We start from the raw sequence: 16,928 nt of genomic DNA on the forward strand, positions 1-16,928 counted from the left end.
GACTTTAATCATACGGAAACATGTTCTGAAACCGGCTGGAAACGCAGAAAAAACCAACAATATTAGAAGTAGAAAAACAGACGTATGGTGACTTTAATCACACAAAGAAAATTTAGCTGAAAGATTTGCCAGCATTGATTTTTTTAATGATGAGAGTCATAGTGCAGGCGCATTTAAATCATCAAAACTGGAAGTTGCCTGATCGAATTTTACATCATAATCAATCATATAAAAAAAACAGCATGAAAAATCTTGTTATACTCGGAGCCGGCACAGCAGGTACCATGATGGCAAATCATTTACACAGTGAGTTGAAACAACCCGATTGGCATATCACTATTGTTGACGAACGGGAAGAACATCATTATCAACCCGGATATCTATTTCTTCCGTTTGATATTTACACTCCAGAAGACATCATTAAAACAATTGAAGAGTTTATACCGAAAGATGTGGAGTTGATCAAACAAAAGATCAACCGCATTGTACCGGCTGATAATAAAATTGAATTAAGCAGCGGAAAGGAATTAAACTATGATATACTGATCGTTGCTACAGGTGCTAAGATTGCTCCTGAAGAAACAGAAGGTATGCAGGGTGAAGAATGGCAGAAATCTGTATTTGATTTTTATACGTTTGAAGGTTCATTGGCTTTGCGTAATAAATTAAGAGACTGGCAGGGTGGTAAACTCGTTGTACATATTACCGAGATGCCGATCAAATGCCCGGTAGCACCATTGGAGTTTGCGTTCCTGGCAGATTCGTTTTTCAAACACAAACATATGCGTGAGAAAGTGGAGATCACTTATGTTACTCCATTAAGCGGAGCTTTTACAAAACCAAAAGCTACAGCGGCTCTTGAACATTTACTGCATGATAAAGGAATCAATATTGAAAGTGATTTTGCCATTGAGCATGTAGATAATGAAAATAAAAAGATTGTTGATTACGGTGGAAGAGAAATTCCCTTTGATATTCTTGTAACCGTTCCTACCAATAAAGGCGATGAATTAATGGAACGTTCAGGTATGGGTGATGATCTGAACTATGTGCCAACACATAAAGCAACCCTGCAATCGAAAGAGTATGCGAATGTGTTTGTTCTGGGTGATGCAAGTAATATACCTGCATCCAAGGCAGGATCAGTTGCACACTTTGAAGCAGAGATCTTAACTGAGAATATTCTCCGTTATGTAAAGGGTGAACCGTTAAAAGAAGAATTCGATGGCCATGCCAACTGCTTTATTGAAACAGGTGGTGGCAAAGCATTACTCATTGATTTCAACTATACGCATGAACCTGTTGAAGGAAGTTTCCCTTTTGCGGGGATCGGCCCACTACGTTTGCTCAAAGAAAGCAGGATGAATCATATGGGTAAACTCGCCTTCCGCTGGATTTACTGGAATGTATTATTGAAAGGAACGCATATACCTTTTGTGTCAGCAACAATGAGCGAAAGTGGTAAACATTACAATTAAACAAATCAATCAATAAAATAAACGTTATGGAAAAAACAATTGCAGGTAAAACAATTACCGTAAACGAAGAAGGTTACTTAACTGATTTCAGCCAATGGGATGAAAAAGTTGGTGAAGAATTAGCTGCAGAAGCAAATATCAGTTTAACCCCAAGACATTGGGAAGTAGTAAAGTATTTACAGAACGAACAGAAGAACCAGGTAGCACTGAGTATCAGGCGTATTGGTAAAAGCGGTTTGGTTGACATCAAAGAATTTTATGCTTTGTTCCCTCATGCTCCGTTAAAAACGGCGACTAAAATTGCAGGAATTCCTAAACCCGCCAGTTGTATTTAATCAAATAAAAACTTTCACTCATGAACGAAAATAAAGGTGCCATTAAAAAGATGATGATCATCTTATCAAAGGCAAGTATCGAAAATGTGTATGCCGCATTTGTATTGGCAAACGGTGCACGCATGGAAGGTATTGAATCAGAAATCTTCTTTACTTTTTTTGGACTGGAAGCTGTACATAAAAAAAGAATGGATAGTCTGCATGTAGCAACAGTAGGCAACCCGGCTATGCATATTCCAACAATGCTGGGAGGTTTACCCGGCATGGAAGCTTTTGCAACTTCTATGATGAAAAAGGAAATGGAGAAAGTAGATATGCCTGAAATACCGGAGTTCCTGGATATTATGTCTGCATCAGGTGTAAAAATGTGGGCCTGTAAGCTTGCTTTTGATATGTTTCACTATAAGAAAGAAGATTTATACGAAGGTGTGAACGATATCATTACTGTTGGAGATTTTTATAAGAAGAGTGAAGGGGAAGGCGTACACATGCTGTTTATTTAACAGGGCAGCAAATTACACATCCACTTGTACTTGCTTATTGAATAGATAATTTCAGGAAAATAGCTTAATCATATTTCAGAATATGTAAGCTATTTTTTTGTGCATATATGAAACTGAAACAAAGTTGTCTTTACAAATAGACGGAGATTCTGACAGCTGCCAATCAATTGAATGACTGTCTCATTAAATTGAAATTTTAAAAATAACGTTTATGAAAAAAGTAGCAGTAGTAACAGTATTAGGCATGTTGCCTTTTATTTTATCAGCACAAACAGGTCATATTATGCAGGGAATTGGAGCAACAAATATGTCAATGGGGGGAGCTTCAACAGCACAGCCAATTGATATTAATGGAGCTTTGCAATGGAACCCCGCAGGAATATCTGCCTTTAGTTCAAAAATATTTTCCGCTAATGCAGGGTTGTTTTATTCTTCACCTGAATTGTCTTCAACGGTTCCTACCCCAGGCGGACCAATGAGCGGTGTTACAAAAGATGATAGAGGAGTTTCGGTAATGCCTGCACTGGCAATGGTATGGGGAAACAAGAAAAGTAAACACACTTTTGGAGCGTCTGCATTCGGAATCAGCGGTTTTGGAGTTACTTTCCCCCAAAGTAATACCAATCCAATTAACATGCCTCAGAGTTCAGGCGGTTTTGGACGTATTCAATCTGATTATCAACTCATGCAGGTTGGATTGACTTATGCATACAAGCTTACTGAGCAATTGTCAATTGGTGCTGAACCAACATTTAATTATTCATCATTGAAACTGGCACCAAACCCATTATCATCACCCAGCCAAACCCTTGGATATCCAGTTAGCAACAAAGCAACAGCTTTTGGTTTTGGAGGTCAGGTTGGTATATTTTATAATTCTGGAACAGGAATTAAGCTAGGCGCTGCTTATAAAACAAAGCAATATTTCGGCAGCTTTGATTTTACCAACACCTACCTGGATGGAAGCAAGGCTCCTGATGTGAAATTTAAAATGAATTATCCTTCTATTTTATCAGGAGGAATTGGATATTCAAATAAAACGATTGATGCTGCTCTTGATTACAGATTTGTAAACTATAAAAGTACAGAAGGGTTTAAAGAAAAAGGCTGGACGAATACATATTCTGTTGCCGGATTTGGCTGGAAAAATATGTCGGTCATTTCAGCAGGTCTTCAGTATAAAGGGGTAAAAAATTTCCCAATCAGGATTGGATATACATATAATTCAAACCCAATAACCAGTGAACTCGCATTTTTCTCTACTCCGGCAACTGCTGTAATTAAAAATGCATTTCAAATTGGTTGCGGGTATACATTCAACAAACATTTTAACCTGAATGCTGCTTATCATCATGGTACCAGCAGCGGTTCAGTAAGTGGCCCTTTATTAAGCCCTATGATGCAAAGTGCTTCAAATGTATATGGAGCTATTCCAGGAAGTAATGTATCCTATAAAATGACAACTGACCTGATTATGTTAGGAATTAATTATTCTTTCTGACAGGATCTGTTGTAAAAAGAATGCCGGAAATTTTCCGGCATTCTTTTTTAAAGAAGTCTTCTTCTTTCCTTTTGAGATTTTATAATTAATTTCCTGCTTTAATATAACTCCAGCCTTCTTCCTGTTTTGTTGCCAATTCAAGAATGGCCACAGGAACAACCACAGCTTCAGGAATAACTCTCGACAGATCAATATTTCTTCCTTTCAGTGAATTATTACATACACGGAACATGACTCCTTTTTTATGCAGCGCAAGGATCTGTTCTTTAAAATAGCCGGTATCTTTCAACAGCGCATAAACTGAATTGCCATGAAATACCACTTCTATTTTAGTGTCAGGTGCTGCGGTAATTACATTGTTAAGCTGTTTATACAAACCCCTTTGCATGGCCGTATCGGCCTGTGCCATATCCCACACAATTTTATGCTGTGCATGTGATGAAGTAATTGTAAGAAATGTAACTGCAAGCAGAATAAGAATTCTGAGAATTTTCATTTTTTTGTCTGAAAATACGAACAGTCTGCTCAATGTTTGTTTTTTTCTCTTTATTCTTTAATTGGACCAAAGGGATGATCAATTGGTTTCTTTGAAATATCGGGCCAGTCTTTTGTGAGATTTATTGCTGGTCTTGGTTGTGAATTTACAAATGGAGCAACATGCCAGGCCTCTTCATTGCTTAATTGTGGCAAATTATAAACAGCTTCAAAGGGCATATTGTTTTTTACATACCCTGCAAATCTTGACAGGCGAAACAAAGCTGCTCCTGTATTGTAACTATGCTTTTCCCATACAGGAGAATATGGATAAGATATTCCATTTTTTCTTGTATAATAAGGAATTTGGCTGGCGGAAGTTCCTACCCAAACTGTTTGGTAAACCGAAGAATCAACAGTTGTTTTGTTCGCATCAGTTTCTGAACAACTGAATTATGAAACTGCTATAAAAAGAACTGCAACTGATAACACCAGGAAGGTTCTGTTTTAAAACGTGAATAAATGCGGTTTAATGTGGCAGCTTCTCTCTGAACTTTCCATAAACAAAAGTGCCTGCAATAGCGCTCAGCAAAGTAATAAATATTACGGTAGCACCTGTGCCGATCTGGGCAAATAATGGTCCCGGGCATGCACCGGTTATTGCCCAGCCAAGACCAAACAGTAAGCCACCATATACCTGTCCTTTATTAAAATTTTTGGTAACGAAAACAATCGGTTCACCATAAATAGTTTTGATTTTGAATTTCCGGATGATGAAAACAGAAATCACTCCAACAACAACTGCTGAACCAATAACACCGTACATATGAAAACTTTGCAGCTTAAACATTTCCTGAATACGGAACCAGGAAATAATCTCTGCTTTTACAAATACAATTCCAAACAGCACACCAACAAATGCGTATTTAAAATTATACCACCAGGGATGTTTTAATTCTGATTCATTGAAACAGACTGCATCCAATGAACGCATTTCAAAATCTGTATCGGCAGCAAGAAAATCCTGGTGCTTTTTTTCTATTGTCTTTTCTGATTTACCTGTTTTTGTTTCCATGATAATAATCAGAGTTTTAAAATAAATGGTAAGATGAGATTTGCCATAATAAAGCCACCAGCCATAAAACAAATGGTTGCCACCAACGAAGGCCATTGCAGGTTGGATAAACCCATAATCGAATGACCACTCGTGCATCCGCCGGCATAGCGTGTTCCAAAACCAACAAGGAATCCGCCGCCAACCATCAGGAGCAATCCTTTTACTGAGAATAGTACTTCCCAATTAAATAGTTGTGCAGGAACCATTCCGTTAAAATCAGTAATACAATATTGATTCAGTTCGGTAACAAGCCCTGGATTAACTGCAACAGGGTTGGGGTTTTGCAAAAGCCATGCTGCAATAAAGCCACCCAGCATAATTCCTCCAACAAAAAGAGATTCCAGGCTTCTTTTTTCCAGTCGTAGCTGAAGTAAGGGATTTTGGTTGGTAAACAGGCAGCACAAATATGCCGCAGTGAGGATGAGATGCCGAAGGTTTTGTTGCCAATCAGCAGAAGAGCCGGCACAGTTAACCCAATCAATGGCCCGGCAACATACCAGGGCCAGGGATTCCTGAGCAATTCAAATAAGTTCATAAAAACTAAGTTCTGTTTTTTTTAGCAAAAAACAGAACTCAGTTAATTGATCGAATAGGTTTTTCTTTATTTATTTGTTTCTGTTGTTTCTTCTTTTGAGGACTTAAACATCTGGTTCAACAGCATACCCATGAAAGCAAAATAAATAACGCTTCTTACCGGGCTGGAAGTGATTAAACAAGTTCCATCGCAGCCAAAATACTTCCAGTAAAAATAGCCGGATATTCCACCAACAACCAAACCGGGTACATACCAGATCCAGTTATTATACCACTTCTTCATATTCTATTGGTTTAGTTGATTCCTGATTTTTTGACTGTGATTTTGCAGGTACTGCACAACCACCAACACCGCAGCAACCCATATTAAATACAGCTTGCACAAGCAGAAGACCACCCATCATCCACAGTACATTATTGTGATATAGAATTCCCTGTACCAGGGCTGCAATTCCTACTACCAATCTGAAAACTCTTACCCAGTTCCAACCTTTGAGTAAATCCATTCTTAAGAAATTTTATTTTGCAGGCCGCCCCATGAACCGCCATTGTATGCTTCAACTCCTGCCTGTTTTAAAATACTTGCGGCAGAGCTGCTTCTCATACCGCTTGCACAGCAGGTAATAACCGGCTTCCCTTTTTTCTTCAGGTCATTTACTTTCTGCCCAATTATATTAACAGGAATATTTAATGACCCTTTTATGTGGCCACCTTTATACTCCTGGGGAGTTCTTACATCTACAACTACTGCTCCATCGGCAACCAATGCTTTATAATCTGTGCCAGGTCCAAACAATTTTTTAATAAAACTCAACATGATTCATTTTAGTTTTTAAGATTCATAATAGAATAAATTCCGCCTGCATCATAAATATTTTCAATGCCAACCTGCTTCAGGTAAGACGCTGCGCTGTTACTTCTTGCGCCAGACATACAGTACACAACGATTGGGTTTTTAATCTGTTTCAACTCATCTACTTTCTGAGTAATTACATTCAACGGAATGTTTTTTGCTCCGGGAAAATGTCCTGATTGAAATTCACCTTCTGAACGAACGTCAATAATTGTTGTTTGGGGATTGTTTACGATTTCTTTTAGTGTCATTTTTTTAATTTAAGTATTGTTATAAAATTTTCAGATATTTTTCTCAGAACACCTGTTCAGATTTATTGAAAGAAAGGAGACTTAGATTCTGAATAAGTCTCCTTTTATTTTGCCTTAAACTTTGCTGCTTATAAAAGTGTGGTGGGACAAACGTAATCAGTTACTTTAAACTTACCTGTTTGTTTCAGCTCTTTAAAACCACCTCTTACATCAATCAGGTTGTCGTATCCACGGGCTTTGAGAATTGAAGCAAAAACCATGGAGCGGTAACCGCCTGCACAATGCACATAGTAGGTTTTATTTTTATCCACCTTCAGCATGCTTTCATTAATATAATCCAGGCTTGCATTTTCTGCATCAACTAAATGTTCGCTGTTATACTCGCTTTTCTTACGCACATCCAGGATATTTGTTGCGGGATCTTTTGCAAGAATGCCGACAAGTTCATCGGCAGATACCCGTTGAATGCTATCAATTTCTTTTCCTGCATTTTGCCAGGCATTAAAACCTCCTTTGATGTATCCAATTGAATGATCATAACCAACACGGGCAAGTCTTGTTACCACTTCTTCTTCACGTCCTTCGTCTGTTACCAGCAGAATTTCCTGTTTTACGTCAGGGATCATTGCACCAACCCAGGGAGCAAAATTGCCATCGATACCAATATTAATAGAGTTGGGAATAAAACCTTTTGAGAAAACTTCTGCATCTCTTGTATCTAAGATCAACGCACCTGTTTCATTTGCTGCAGTTTCAAATGCTTCCGGGCTCAAAGCCTGTGTACCACGTTTCAGCACATCATCAATACTGTCGTAACCCTGGATGTTCATCAGCACATTCAACGGGAAATATTGTGGAGGAGGAGTTAATCCTGTGAGCACTTCTTTCATGAAAGCTTCTTTCGTCATTGGTTGCAACGCATAGTTGGTTGCCTTCTGATGACCCAGTGTGTCGGAAGTTTCTTTGCTCATATTCTTGCCGCATGCACTGCCTGCACCGTGTGCAGGGTAAACAATAATATCATCAGCCAAAGGCATGATCTTATTATGAAGTGAATCATATAAATGAGCTGCCAGTTTATCCTGTGTTAATTCTGCAATTACTTTCTGCGCAAGATCAGGACGGCCAACATCGCCGATAAATAATGTATCACCTGAAAAGAGAGCAACATCTTTTCCGTTCTCATCCTTCAGCAAATAACAGGTTGATTCCATTGTATGACCGGGAGTGTGAAGGATCTTAAAACTGATCTTACCCACTTTAATTTCTTCACCATCTGCTGCAACGTGTGCATCAAAATTTGGTTTGGCTGTTGGGCCATATACAATTGTTGCCCCTGTTTGTTTTGCTAAATCAAGATGACCGCTTACAAAATCAGCATGAAAATGTGTTTCAAATACATACTTGATTTTAGCATTGCTGTTCATTGCTTTCTGCATGTATGGTTTTACTTCACGCAACGGATCAATCACCACAGCTTCACCTTCACTTTCGATGTAGTAAGCACCCTGTGCCAAACAACCGGTATAGATCTGTTCTATCTTCATATTGATGTTTATTTTTAGTATTAATTGATTCAGCAAATTTGCAACTTCTGCAAGCCGTGAACTATGACTTTAGTCACATTGAAAAACTGGTTTTGTTAAATTGTTTTTTACCTGTGTTTATGCCTTGCCCGTTAAAATTTTATTCCAGTACAGCCAGGGTAATCCTCTTTTCTTTAACTGGTACATACTCCATCTTTCTTTACTCTGATCGAATGGAAAGGTTTCCATTGGCTGATTGTTATAATCAAACTCAGCTAAAACCAATTTGCCGTAACCGGTAAGCAAAGGGCAGGAAGTATAACCTGTATAACTCGAAGTCATCGGTTCTTTTTTAACAGCCGACAACAGGTTTGCCACCAGCACCGGAGCCTGTTTGCGGATGGCAGCACCCGTTTTTGAAGTAGGAAGCCCTGACGCATCGCCAAGTGAAAAAACATTCTGATATTTTACATGCTGAAGTGTGTTCGCATTTACATCAACCCAACCTGCTGCATTTGCAAGCGGACTGTTCATTACAAAATCAGGAGCACTTTGCGGTGGGGTAACATGAATCATATCATAATCAACCCATGTTTCCACATCTTTATTTGTTTCTCCAAAGCCCACAAACCTTGCACGTTTGTTTACTGCATCTATCTCTTCGAGCCGCTCCATGAAATTCAGTTTAATGCTGCCTCTTTCAACAACTTTTAAGAGTGTGTTTTCATATACAGGTACTGCAAACAATTTTGCTGCACCGCTCCAGTATTGTATGTTGCATTTATCTAAGATGCCCTGTTTGCGAAAATAATCTGCAGCCATATACATGATCTTGTGTGGGGCACCTCCGCATTTTACGGGCGTATGCGGATTATGAAAGATAGCTTTGCCGCCTTTAAAATTTTTGATACACTCCCATGTATAAGGAGCGGTTGCAAAACTGTAATTACTGCAAACGCCGTTTTTCCCAATTGCTTCTTTCAGTCCTTTTATTGCACCCCAGTTTAATTGAATGCCGGGAGCAACAACCAGGAAATCATACGTAAGATTTTCTCCATTATCTATCTGTACAGTATTGCTGTCGGGTAAGAGTGTAACAACTTTTTGCTTTATCCATCTAACGCCTTTTGGCATTACATCGGCTTCATTCCGCTCAGTATCTTTTATGTCAAAAGCTCCGCTTCCAACAAGAGTCCAGGCTGGCTGATAGTAATGTTTGTCTGCAGGATCAATAACAGCAATGTCAAGTGATTTGTTTTTGCGCAGTAATTGTGCGGCTACCGAAATACCGGCGTTACCTCCGCCGATAATAATAATTTGATGTTTAGATGGCATGGCATATTGTTTTGAAGAGGGAAAATAGATTTGTTTCCACTTGCCCGGAGTAACTTATATCACAGAGGGCTAATCTTCAACCAATATTTTAATGAAAGAACAATTCTTTAACAAGTATAAATACAGCCATAGCAATTACAAAGCCGGCAAATATTTTTTTCAACAGTCTATTGTCGATTTTTTTGGAGAAATAAGTTCCTGCAATAACCCCAACAATTGCTAACGCAGTGGTCAGCAGAAGTAAATTCCAGTTAAAGGAAAATTGTTTGATGCTGAATAAAAACCCAAAGATGGAATTGATAGCGATAATTTGTAAGGATGTGCCGATAGCTTTTTTCATCGACAGATGCAGGATGAGCACCAGTGCCGGTATAATCATAAACCCGCCGCCTGCACCCAATAAACCGGTGATGAAGCCAACAAGCAAACCGGGGATAAGGAGTGAAAGCGATTTGTATTGCTGCACTTCTTCTTCCTCAGCTTCCGTTTCTTTTTTCGGGCTGACCATAAAAAAAGAAGCAACGAGCATCAGCACAGCAAACACAATCATTAAAAAACTTCCCCGCTGCACCGCATAGCCGGAGATATGGAACACAGTTTCAGGAATGATGGGCAATACAAAATGCCGTGCAATGAAAATGGAGAAGATAGATGGTATTCCAAACAGGGATACGGCTCTGAAGTCAACCTGTTTGTACATGTATGATTTAATACCGCCGACAAAACTGGTTGCACCAACAATGAACAGTGAGTAGCCTGTTGCAAGTACAGGTTCAACATTAAAAAGGTAAACCAATACAGGTACGGTTAGGATGGAGCCACCGCCACCGGTAAGACCCAATGAAAGACCAATTAAAATGGATGCGATATAACCAACTATTTCCATGATTGCAAATGTGAGTCTATTTCCTGCAAGTTGGGTTATTCAGATGACAAAGCAAAGAGATCAGATATTCTTCAGCTCAATAACATTGCGGTGTAAGTCCAGCATTCCCTTTTGTTCCATCTTTTTCAGCAGCCGGGATATTACTTCTCTTGATGTATTGAGTTCATGTGCAATTTCCTGGTGGCTTATTTCGATTGTGTTTGTATGCTGTGCTTCTTTTGCCCGTTTTAAATAAAACTCCAGCCGCTCATCCATGCTTCTGAAGGCAACATTATCAAGCGTAATAAGGAGCTCATCAAAGCGTGCACGGTAGGTTTCAATTACAAACTGGTACCAGCTTTTATATTTACTCATCCATTCACTCATGGTATCAACCGGTACCATCATCACTTCTGTTTCATTCACTGCTTTTGCCATGATAGGGCTTGCCTCATGTTTGGCAGCACAAACCATGGAGAGTGCACAAGCTTCGCCGGGTTTGAGGTAGTACATGAGAAATTCGTTTCCGTCATCATCTTCCCGGTAAATTTTAATGAGACCGTTTAACATGAGCATGGTGCTGCGGATAAATTGCCCCTTCCGCATCATTATTTCATTGGCTTTAAAAATTTTGAATTCGCCGGTTTCTTCAATTTCATTGATGAGACCTTCTTCGAAGAGCGGATAATTGCTGCGCAGCAAATTGTCGCTTAGTTGCGTAATACTCATATACAAATGTTGAACTTTATTTTGGTTTTAAAAAGTTCCCTTTGAGAGGGGATTTAGGGGTGGGTTTCAAAGAGGCCCCTTATTTTTGATGTTAAATGTCATTACTTTCATTTTACCAGGATGAGTTAACCGAAGCCGGCTGTGATGAAGCGGGCAGGGGTTGTTATGCCGGACCAGTCTATGCAGCAGCTGTGATATTACCAAAAGACTTTTATCATCCGTTGCTCAACGATTCCAAGCAGGTAAAAGAAAAAGACAGGGATAGTTTGCGGCTGATCATTGAACAGGAAGCCTTAAGCTTTGCTGTAGCAAAAGTGGAAGCAGCAGAAATTGACCGGATCAATATACTTAAAGCATCGTTCAAAGCCATGCACCTTGCATTGGATGAACTCAAACAAAAACCTCAATTGTTATTGATTGACGGTAACCGCTTCATTAAATACAAACGGACTCCACATAAATGCTTTGTAAAAGGCGATGGACGCTTTGCCTCCATTGCCGCCGCCAGCATTTTAGCCAAAACTTACAGGGATGAATACATGCTGAACCTGCACAAAGACTTTCCGCAGTACAACTGGGAACGGAATAAAGGTTACGGAACAGCTGAGCACCGCAAGGCCATTGAAGAGTTTGGTTTATGTGTACACCACCGCATGTCGTTCAATATTCAGCCAAATCAGGAAGAAGAGCTTTTTCAGCAGTAGTTTAAACTTTTGCTTTAGTGCTCCGTCATAGATTGGATTATTAACAGCAAAAAAACTAAACATTTACACATGAAAACTAAATTATTACTCCTGTTCATCCTCCTCTTTGCAGGCATTAGTATAACTGCATCAGCACAGGTAAAACAGACAAGAAAACATCATGCTTACGGGCATCATCTTCGCCAGGGAAAAATAACCAAGGGTGAAGCCATTCATTTACAAAAAAAGAAGCAGCATATCCGCCGTGATATCCGCATGGCCAAACGCAACGATGGTAAAATTGGGCCAATGGAAAGAAAACATATCAGAAAGGAAATGAGGCAGTATAAAAGACAACGTCATATTGCGGTACATAATCGCAGAACAAGAGGATAACATTCTTTTTCGCAACATACATAACGCTCCGGTTTTTCCGGGGCGTTTTTTATTCCGCCCATTCACCCAATCCTTCCCTGATAACAACCGGCATTTCTTCTGTGCAATCAACAATGGTAGAAGGAGTCATGCCGCCAATACCACCATCCACAACGAGGTCAACTAATTTTTTAAAGTTTTCCTGCATCAGTTCGGGATCAGTATATTCTTCCACCATTTCTCCAGGCAACGAAGCACTCAAAATAGGGTGACCCAGTTCCTGCACAATGGTTCGGGCAATGAGATTATCTGGCACACGCAAACCAATAGTATCTTTTTTACTTTTTAAAATCCTTGGCACTTCTTTACTGGCAGGCAGAATGAATGTATATGGGCCGGGAAGATGTTGTTTCAATAAGCGGTATAAAGGAGTGGAGATGCTTTTTGTATAGGTACTCAGATCGCTCAAATCGTTACAGATAAATGATAACTGTGCTTTCTGCGGATCAACATTTTTAATTCGGCAGATGCGTTCGATGGCTTTCTGCTGAAAAATATCACAACCCAAACCATAAATGGTGTCGGTTGGGTAAATGATAATGCCCCCACTTTTCAAACAGTCAATAATTGTTTTGATCTGCCTCGGCTGCGGGTTAAGAGGATGTACATGCAAGAGCATGTGTTAAAAATAAGAATTTAGGGGGATGAATTTTATGATATTGATTTTATTATAATTGCGGCAGTTCATTTATATTTAATACTTCAATATACCAGCCGCTTTTATGCAACTAAAACCGATTGATACATATGATCAGCTCAGTGCGGAACAATTCCGTAAAGACTATTATCTAACCGGCAAACCTGTTATCATTAAATCACTGGCTAAAACCTGGCCAGCGTTTCAGAAATGGGATTGGAATTTTTTAAAAGAAGTGGCAGGGCATCACCGTGTGGGTATTTATAATAATATCAAAAGCGATGCCTATACACCCATTAATACAGCCGATGATTATAAAACCTTTGGAGAGTATATTGATATAATTTCGAAAGGCCCTGCAGCATGGAGGCTTTTTCTTTTTAATATTTTTGATCATGCACCGCAGCTCACACAGGATTTTACCTGGCCGGAAGAATACCTGACCGGCTTTGTAAAAAAATACCCGATGCTGTTTGCAGGAGGTGCATCTTCCATAACACATATGCATTTCGATATTGATCTTTCACATATCCTGCATACACAGTTTGTTGGTCGTAAACGGGTGCTGTTATTTCCTTTTGAAGAACAGTACAAACTGTACCGAAAGCCATTTGAAGTACTGAGCCTTGCTGATTTCAGCCGCTACAGTGAACAAAATGGCAATCCTGATTACAATACATTCCCTGCCATAAAACACGCAACCGGATTTGAAGCCGTGATGGAGCATGGCGATACGCTGTTTATGCCTGCCGGTTGCTGGCATCATATGGAATATATAGACAGTGGTTTTGCTATGAGCCTTAGGGCTTTACAAGAGGGAGTTGTTCCCAAACTCAGGGGTGTATGGAACTTATTCGGAATGAGGAGTATTGATACCATGCTGAAGAAAACAGCCCCGCAATGGTGGTATGCCTATAAAAAGAAAAAGGCCTTTGAAGCGGCTGATAAAGTACTTTCCTGATGTATTTCTTAACAGTGCTTGCAAATTCAAGAACTGCGCTCTATATTGCAACCCATCACATCTGTTTCCTGTTATTACCCATTTCCAATTTCCCTTGCATAGCTTTCTTTCTCTCCATATCCAGCTGATGAACTTTTCGTTCGGCCTGTAAGTGATTACAACAAATATTCTTTTATGATGGATAACTCCATGAAACCAGTTTTCTGAGAACAACGATTTTTTTGTGGTTTCAGAGGTAAGCAAAAGGGCCCAGGATTTCTATCCGGGCCCACTTTTTTATGCTGTATTTTTTTATCAGCTGATCTTTACCACCCTCTTTTCTTTCCTGCTTTGTTCCGCAGCAAATCCCATTAAATGACTTTCAATGGAAGCATCAATGGTGGAAGTTAAAAGAGAGGCATCATTCTTTGCAATAGCCTCTACGAAGTTTGCAGCTAAACGCCAGTCGCCGCCCCCATGTCCATCTGTTGCAGTTTTCCATTCTGTTTTTTTGCGTGTTTGAAAATCGGTATGCACAAAACTGGTCATATCACCAACCACATCACCCAAACTTCCCATCACTCTTGTTCTTCTTCCTTCATAAGAAGTAAAGGCTTCCATACTGAAGCTGGCTGTTACTCCACCGTCGAACTGAATGTTTGTGATATAATGATCGGGCTGATCATTATCCATTTTATAAACACACCTGCCGTAGTTGGTTGTTTTCAACTGTTCAAGTACATAGGCCGCCTGCTTATCTTTTTCTTCCGGCAAATCGAACACATAATTGCGGCCACGTTCACGGTAATAAATTTTTAAAGCAGAATAAGGACAGCTTGCTTCCACTTTGCATCCATCGCTGCAGCGTGCTGTACTTCCTTCGGGTGCATTGGATTGATTGAACCAGCTGAGATCGCCCATAGCATGAATGCTTTTGCTTTGTTTGTCAAGCATCCAGCGGAGAATATCCAGGTCATGACAACTCTTTGCAAGAATGATCGGTGTTGTTTCTTTACTGTTATGCCAGTTGCCACGCACATAAGAATGACTCATGTGAATGTGTTCAATCGGCTCCAGGTGCTGTACACTCATTACTTTACCCAGCACGCCACTTTGTATAATTTTACGCAGCTCAACAAAGTAAGGAGCATAACGAAGCACATGACAAACGGCAACGATTTTTCCTGTTTTCTTGGTCATGGCTAAAATATCACGGCATTCTTTTTCACTGGGAGAAATAGGTTTTTCAAGCAACACATTGTAACCCATTTCCAATGCTTTCATACAGGGACCGTAATGCAGGTTATCAGGAGTGGTGATAATAATCGCATCAGCGAATTTTGGTCGTTTAAATACATCTTCCCATGTAACAAAACGGTTTTCATCTTTGATGTTATGTTTTTTTGCATAACGTTCATTACGGATGGCAATTGGTTCAGCTACACCAACAATATCCAGCTGATCAGGATATTGCAAAGAAAAACCACCGTACACATTGCCACGGTTTCCTGCACCACATGTGATGGCTGTAACTGGTTTATCAAGTTGTAAACTGTTGCTGAAATCGGGGAGTATAATTTTTTCGCCCAGTTCATTGGTTGCCCATGATGAGAGTGGTAATACTGTTCCACCAATGGAAATTCCCAATGCTTTTAATACATCCCGGCGTGATAAAGGAGACATAAGCTTTGATATTAATGAGTAAAGAATTATTTATTGCTGAATTGTTTTCATCCGCAGTACATCCATCATAAATTTAGTGATCTCTGCTTCCACTCCCTGGTAATCGTTTGATTTTACATAACTCCCCAGCACATGATCACCTGTATTCGGCATCGCCAGTTTTCTTTTCAGTTCAGGAACTGTGCCAAGCTCGTCAAACATTTTCAGCATAGCACTAACCTTCACCACACTATCCTGGTGCACATCATCTTTGTAATAATACAGCATCAATGTGGGTTGTTTGATTCGGACAAATGTTACCGGGTTCATAGTTGTTTCTAAATATTCCTGCAGATTTACAATTGCCTCCAGGCGATAATGTGAGTTCCAGTATTTTTTGTAAATGTCCCGTTGATCTTTTGTGGTATTATAGTTGGATCCTTTAACGATTCTTGCAATCTGCAAACCCCATGGATTATTCGCCAGCCATGCATTGGGATCTTTAATAGCGATATTAGGCGATAGCAAAATAAGTGCAGCAATCTCCGGGTAATTAGCGGCGAGCTGCAATGCATTTGTGCCACCGGTTGAAGTGCCCATGATGATAACTTTACTGCCAAGTTCTTTGCCGATAGCATAAGCCTGCTTCACCGTTTCCCAGTATTTTTCAGCAGTAAGATTCATGAGTTCTTCTGTAGTGTCAATTCCATGTTCTGCCAGTCTTGCTAAATATAAATTGCAGCCGAACTTTTTGGCAATGCTTGTATGTACCGGGTCACCTTCTTCCTGTGAGGCAGAAAAACCATGCAGGTAAACAATAGCATATTCTGTTTTTTGTTTCGCTGAATCATTGGCCCAGATGATTCTTGCTTCGTTCTCCGGTTTTACTTTATGCTGTGCTTCGTTTTGTTTGATATATGCTTCTAATGCAACAGCATCAGCAGGAACAGAAGGCAAATTATTTGTATAAGTGGGGGATGATGGTCTCGGCCCAAGGAAATAGGCAACAATCAAAACAATCAGGACAATGAATACCCATTTCAGCAATCGTTTAATGAACTTCATATGCA

The 16,928-nt window shown here is 39.7% G+C and carries 21 protein-coding genes and 1 pseudogene; 7 read left to right on the forward strand and 15 right to left on the reverse strand.

Translation table 11 applies throughout. The annotated features are described in order from the left end of the window. The first annotated feature begins 242 nt into the window (after positions 1-242). The 4 genes from IPK31_08590 to IPK31_08605 all read left to right on the forward strand — a co-directional run bounded on the left by IPK31_08590 (position 243) and on the right by IPK31_08605 (position 3,817). Complete coding sequence (locus IPK31_08590) at positions 243-1,478, forward strand: FAD-dependent oxidoreductase (GenBank protein ID MBK8087984.1); 1,236 nt, start codon at positions 243-245, stop codon at positions 1,476-1,478. 26 nt (positions 1,479-1,504) lie between these two features. Then, complete coding sequence (locus IPK31_08595) at positions 1,505-1,813, forward strand: TusE/DsrC/DsvC family sulfur relay protein (protein ID MBK8087985.1); 309 nt, start codon at positions 1,505-1,507, stop codon at positions 1,811-1,813. Between the two features lie 20 nt (positions 1,814-1,833). Beyond that, the gene (locus IPK31_08600) at positions 1,834-2,316 is read left to right on the forward strand and encodes a DsrE/DsrF/DrsH-like family protein (GenBank protein MBK8087986.1); all 483 of its coding nucleotides are present in this window, start codon (positions 1,834-1,836) and stop codon (positions 2,314-2,316) included. A gap of 211 nt (positions 2,317-2,527) precedes the next feature. Continuing rightward, on the forward strand, positions 2,528-3,817 hold the full coding sequence (locus IPK31_08605; protein ID MBK8087987.1) for an outer membrane protein transport protein: 1,290 nt from the start codon (positions 2,528-2,530) through the stop codon (positions 3,815-3,817). Positions 3,818-3,902: 85 nt separating this feature from the next. Here IPK31_08605 and IPK31_08610 read toward each other — a convergent pair whose 3' ends face one another. The 12 genes and pseudogenes from IPK31_08610 to IPK31_08665 form a co-directional block, all read right to left on the reverse strand. Continuing rightward, positions 3,903-4,313, reverse strand: coding sequence for a DsrE family protein (locus IPK31_08610; protein MBK8087988.1), 411 nt, complete (start codon positions 4,311-4,313; stop codon positions 3,903-3,905). A gap of 50 nt (positions 4,314-4,363) precedes the next feature. Beyond that, the gene (locus IPK31_08615; GenBank protein ID MBK8087989.1) at positions 4,364-4,531 is read right to left on the reverse strand and encodes a hypothetical protein; all 168 of its coding nucleotides are present in this window, start codon (positions 4,529-4,531) and stop codon (positions 4,364-4,366) included. Positions 4,532-4,820: 289 nt separating this feature from the next. Continuing rightward, positions 4,821-5,366: a YeeE/YedE family protein gene (locus tag IPK31_08620; GenBank protein ID MBK8087990.1), complete on the reverse strand. Its 546-nt coding sequence runs from the start codon at positions 5,364-5,366 to the stop codon at positions 4,821-4,823. 8 nt (positions 5,367-5,374) lie between these two features. After that, positions 5,375-5,943 (reverse strand): annotated as a pseudogene (locus IPK31_08625) (YeeE/YedE family protein). A 66-nt stretch (positions 5,944-6,009) separates the two neighbouring features. Continuing rightward, on the reverse strand, positions 6,010-6,225 hold the full coding sequence (locus IPK31_08630) for a hypothetical protein (protein MBK8087991.1): 216 nt from the start codon (positions 6,223-6,225) through the stop codon (positions 6,010-6,012). Further along, the gene (locus tag IPK31_08635; GenBank protein ID MBK8087992.1) at positions 6,209-6,448 is read right to left on the reverse strand and encodes a hypothetical protein; all 240 of its coding nucleotides are present in this window, start codon (positions 6,446-6,448) and stop codon (positions 6,209-6,211) included. Before IPK31_08635 ends, IPK31_08630 begins: the two co-directional genes overlap by 17 nt. A 2-nt stretch (positions 6,449-6,450) precedes the next feature. Then, positions 6,451-6,759 (reverse strand): rhodanese-like domain-containing protein, encoded by a 309-nt coding sequence (locus tag IPK31_08640; protein MBK8087993.1) that lies wholly within the window; start codon positions 6,757-6,759, stop codon positions 6,451-6,453. A gap of 8 nt (positions 6,760-6,767) precedes the next feature. Beyond that, positions 6,768-7,046 (reverse strand): rhodanese-like domain-containing protein, encoded by a 279-nt coding sequence (locus tag IPK31_08645; GenBank protein MBK8087994.1) that lies wholly within the window; start codon positions 7,044-7,046, stop codon positions 6,768-6,770. A gap of 128 nt (positions 7,047-7,174) precedes the next feature. Further along, positions 7,175-8,593, reverse strand: coding sequence for an MBL fold metallo-hydrolase (locus IPK31_08650; protein ID MBK8087995.1), 1,419 nt, complete (start codon positions 8,591-8,593; stop codon positions 7,175-7,177). Between the two features lie 117 nt (positions 8,594-8,710). Then, on the reverse strand, positions 8,711-9,907 hold the full coding sequence (locus tag IPK31_08655) for an NAD(P)/FAD-dependent oxidoreductase (protein MBK8087996.1): 1,197 nt from the start codon (positions 9,905-9,907) through the stop codon (positions 8,711-8,713). 88 nt (positions 9,908-9,995) lie between these two features. After that, complete coding sequence (locus IPK31_08660) at positions 9,996-10,793, reverse strand: sulfite exporter TauE/SafE family protein (protein MBK8087997.1); 798 nt, start codon at positions 10,791-10,793, stop codon at positions 9,996-9,998. A gap of 60 nt (positions 10,794-10,853) precedes the next feature. After that, positions 10,854-11,501 carry a Crp/Fnr family transcriptional regulator gene (locus tag IPK31_08665; protein ID MBK8087998.1) on the reverse strand — a complete coding sequence of 216 codons (648 nt, stop codon included), beginning with the start codon at positions 11,499-11,501 and terminating at the stop codon, positions 10,854-10,856. Positions 11,502-11,596: 95 nt separating this feature from the next. On the opposite strand from IPK31_08665, the gene IPK31_08670 reads away from it, so the two are divergent. Together IPK31_08670 and IPK31_08675 are read left to right on the forward strand one after the other, a co-directional pair. Beyond that, entirely contained in the window at positions 11,597-12,205 is a 609-nt protein-coding gene (locus IPK31_08670; protein MBK8087999.1) for a ribonuclease HII, read from the forward strand. Between the two features lie 69 nt (positions 12,206-12,274). Further along, entirely contained in the window at positions 12,275-12,580 is a 306-nt protein-coding gene (locus IPK31_08675; GenBank protein MBK8088000.1) for a hypothetical protein, read from the forward strand. A 49-nt stretch (positions 12,581-12,629) separates the two neighbouring features. Here the strand turns inward: IPK31_08675 and IPK31_08680 are convergent, their stop codons facing one another. Then, entirely contained in the window at positions 12,630-13,238 is a 609-nt protein-coding gene (locus tag IPK31_08680) for a threonylcarbamoyl-AMP synthase (protein MBK8088001.1), read from the reverse strand. Between the two features lie 103 nt (positions 13,239-13,341). Between IPK31_08680 and IPK31_08685 the strand changes: the two genes are divergently transcribed. Next, positions 13,342-14,217, forward strand: coding sequence for a cupin-like domain-containing protein (locus IPK31_08685; GenBank protein ID MBK8088002.1), 876 nt, complete (start codon positions 13,342-13,344; stop codon positions 14,215-14,217). 294 nt (positions 14,218-14,511) lie between these two features. Here the strand turns inward: IPK31_08685 and IPK31_08690 are convergent, their stop codons facing one another. Next, on the reverse strand, positions 14,512-15,879 hold the full coding sequence (locus tag IPK31_08690) for a Gfo/Idh/MocA family oxidoreductase (GenBank protein ID MBK8088003.1): 1,368 nt from the start codon (positions 15,877-15,879) through the stop codon (positions 14,512-14,514). Between the two features lie 30 nt (positions 15,880-15,909). Continuing rightward, complete coding sequence (locus IPK31_08695) at positions 15,910-16,923, reverse strand: alpha/beta hydrolase (protein ID MBK8088004.1); 1,014 nt, start codon at positions 16,921-16,923, stop codon at positions 15,910-15,912. Positions 16,924-16,928: the final 5 nt, after the last annotated feature.

This window comes from Chitinophagaceae bacterium (assembly GCA_016713085.1).
In the GTDB taxonomy this organism is placed as follows: domain Bacteria; phylum Bacteroidota; class Bacteroidia; order Chitinophagales; family Chitinophagaceae; genus Lacibacter.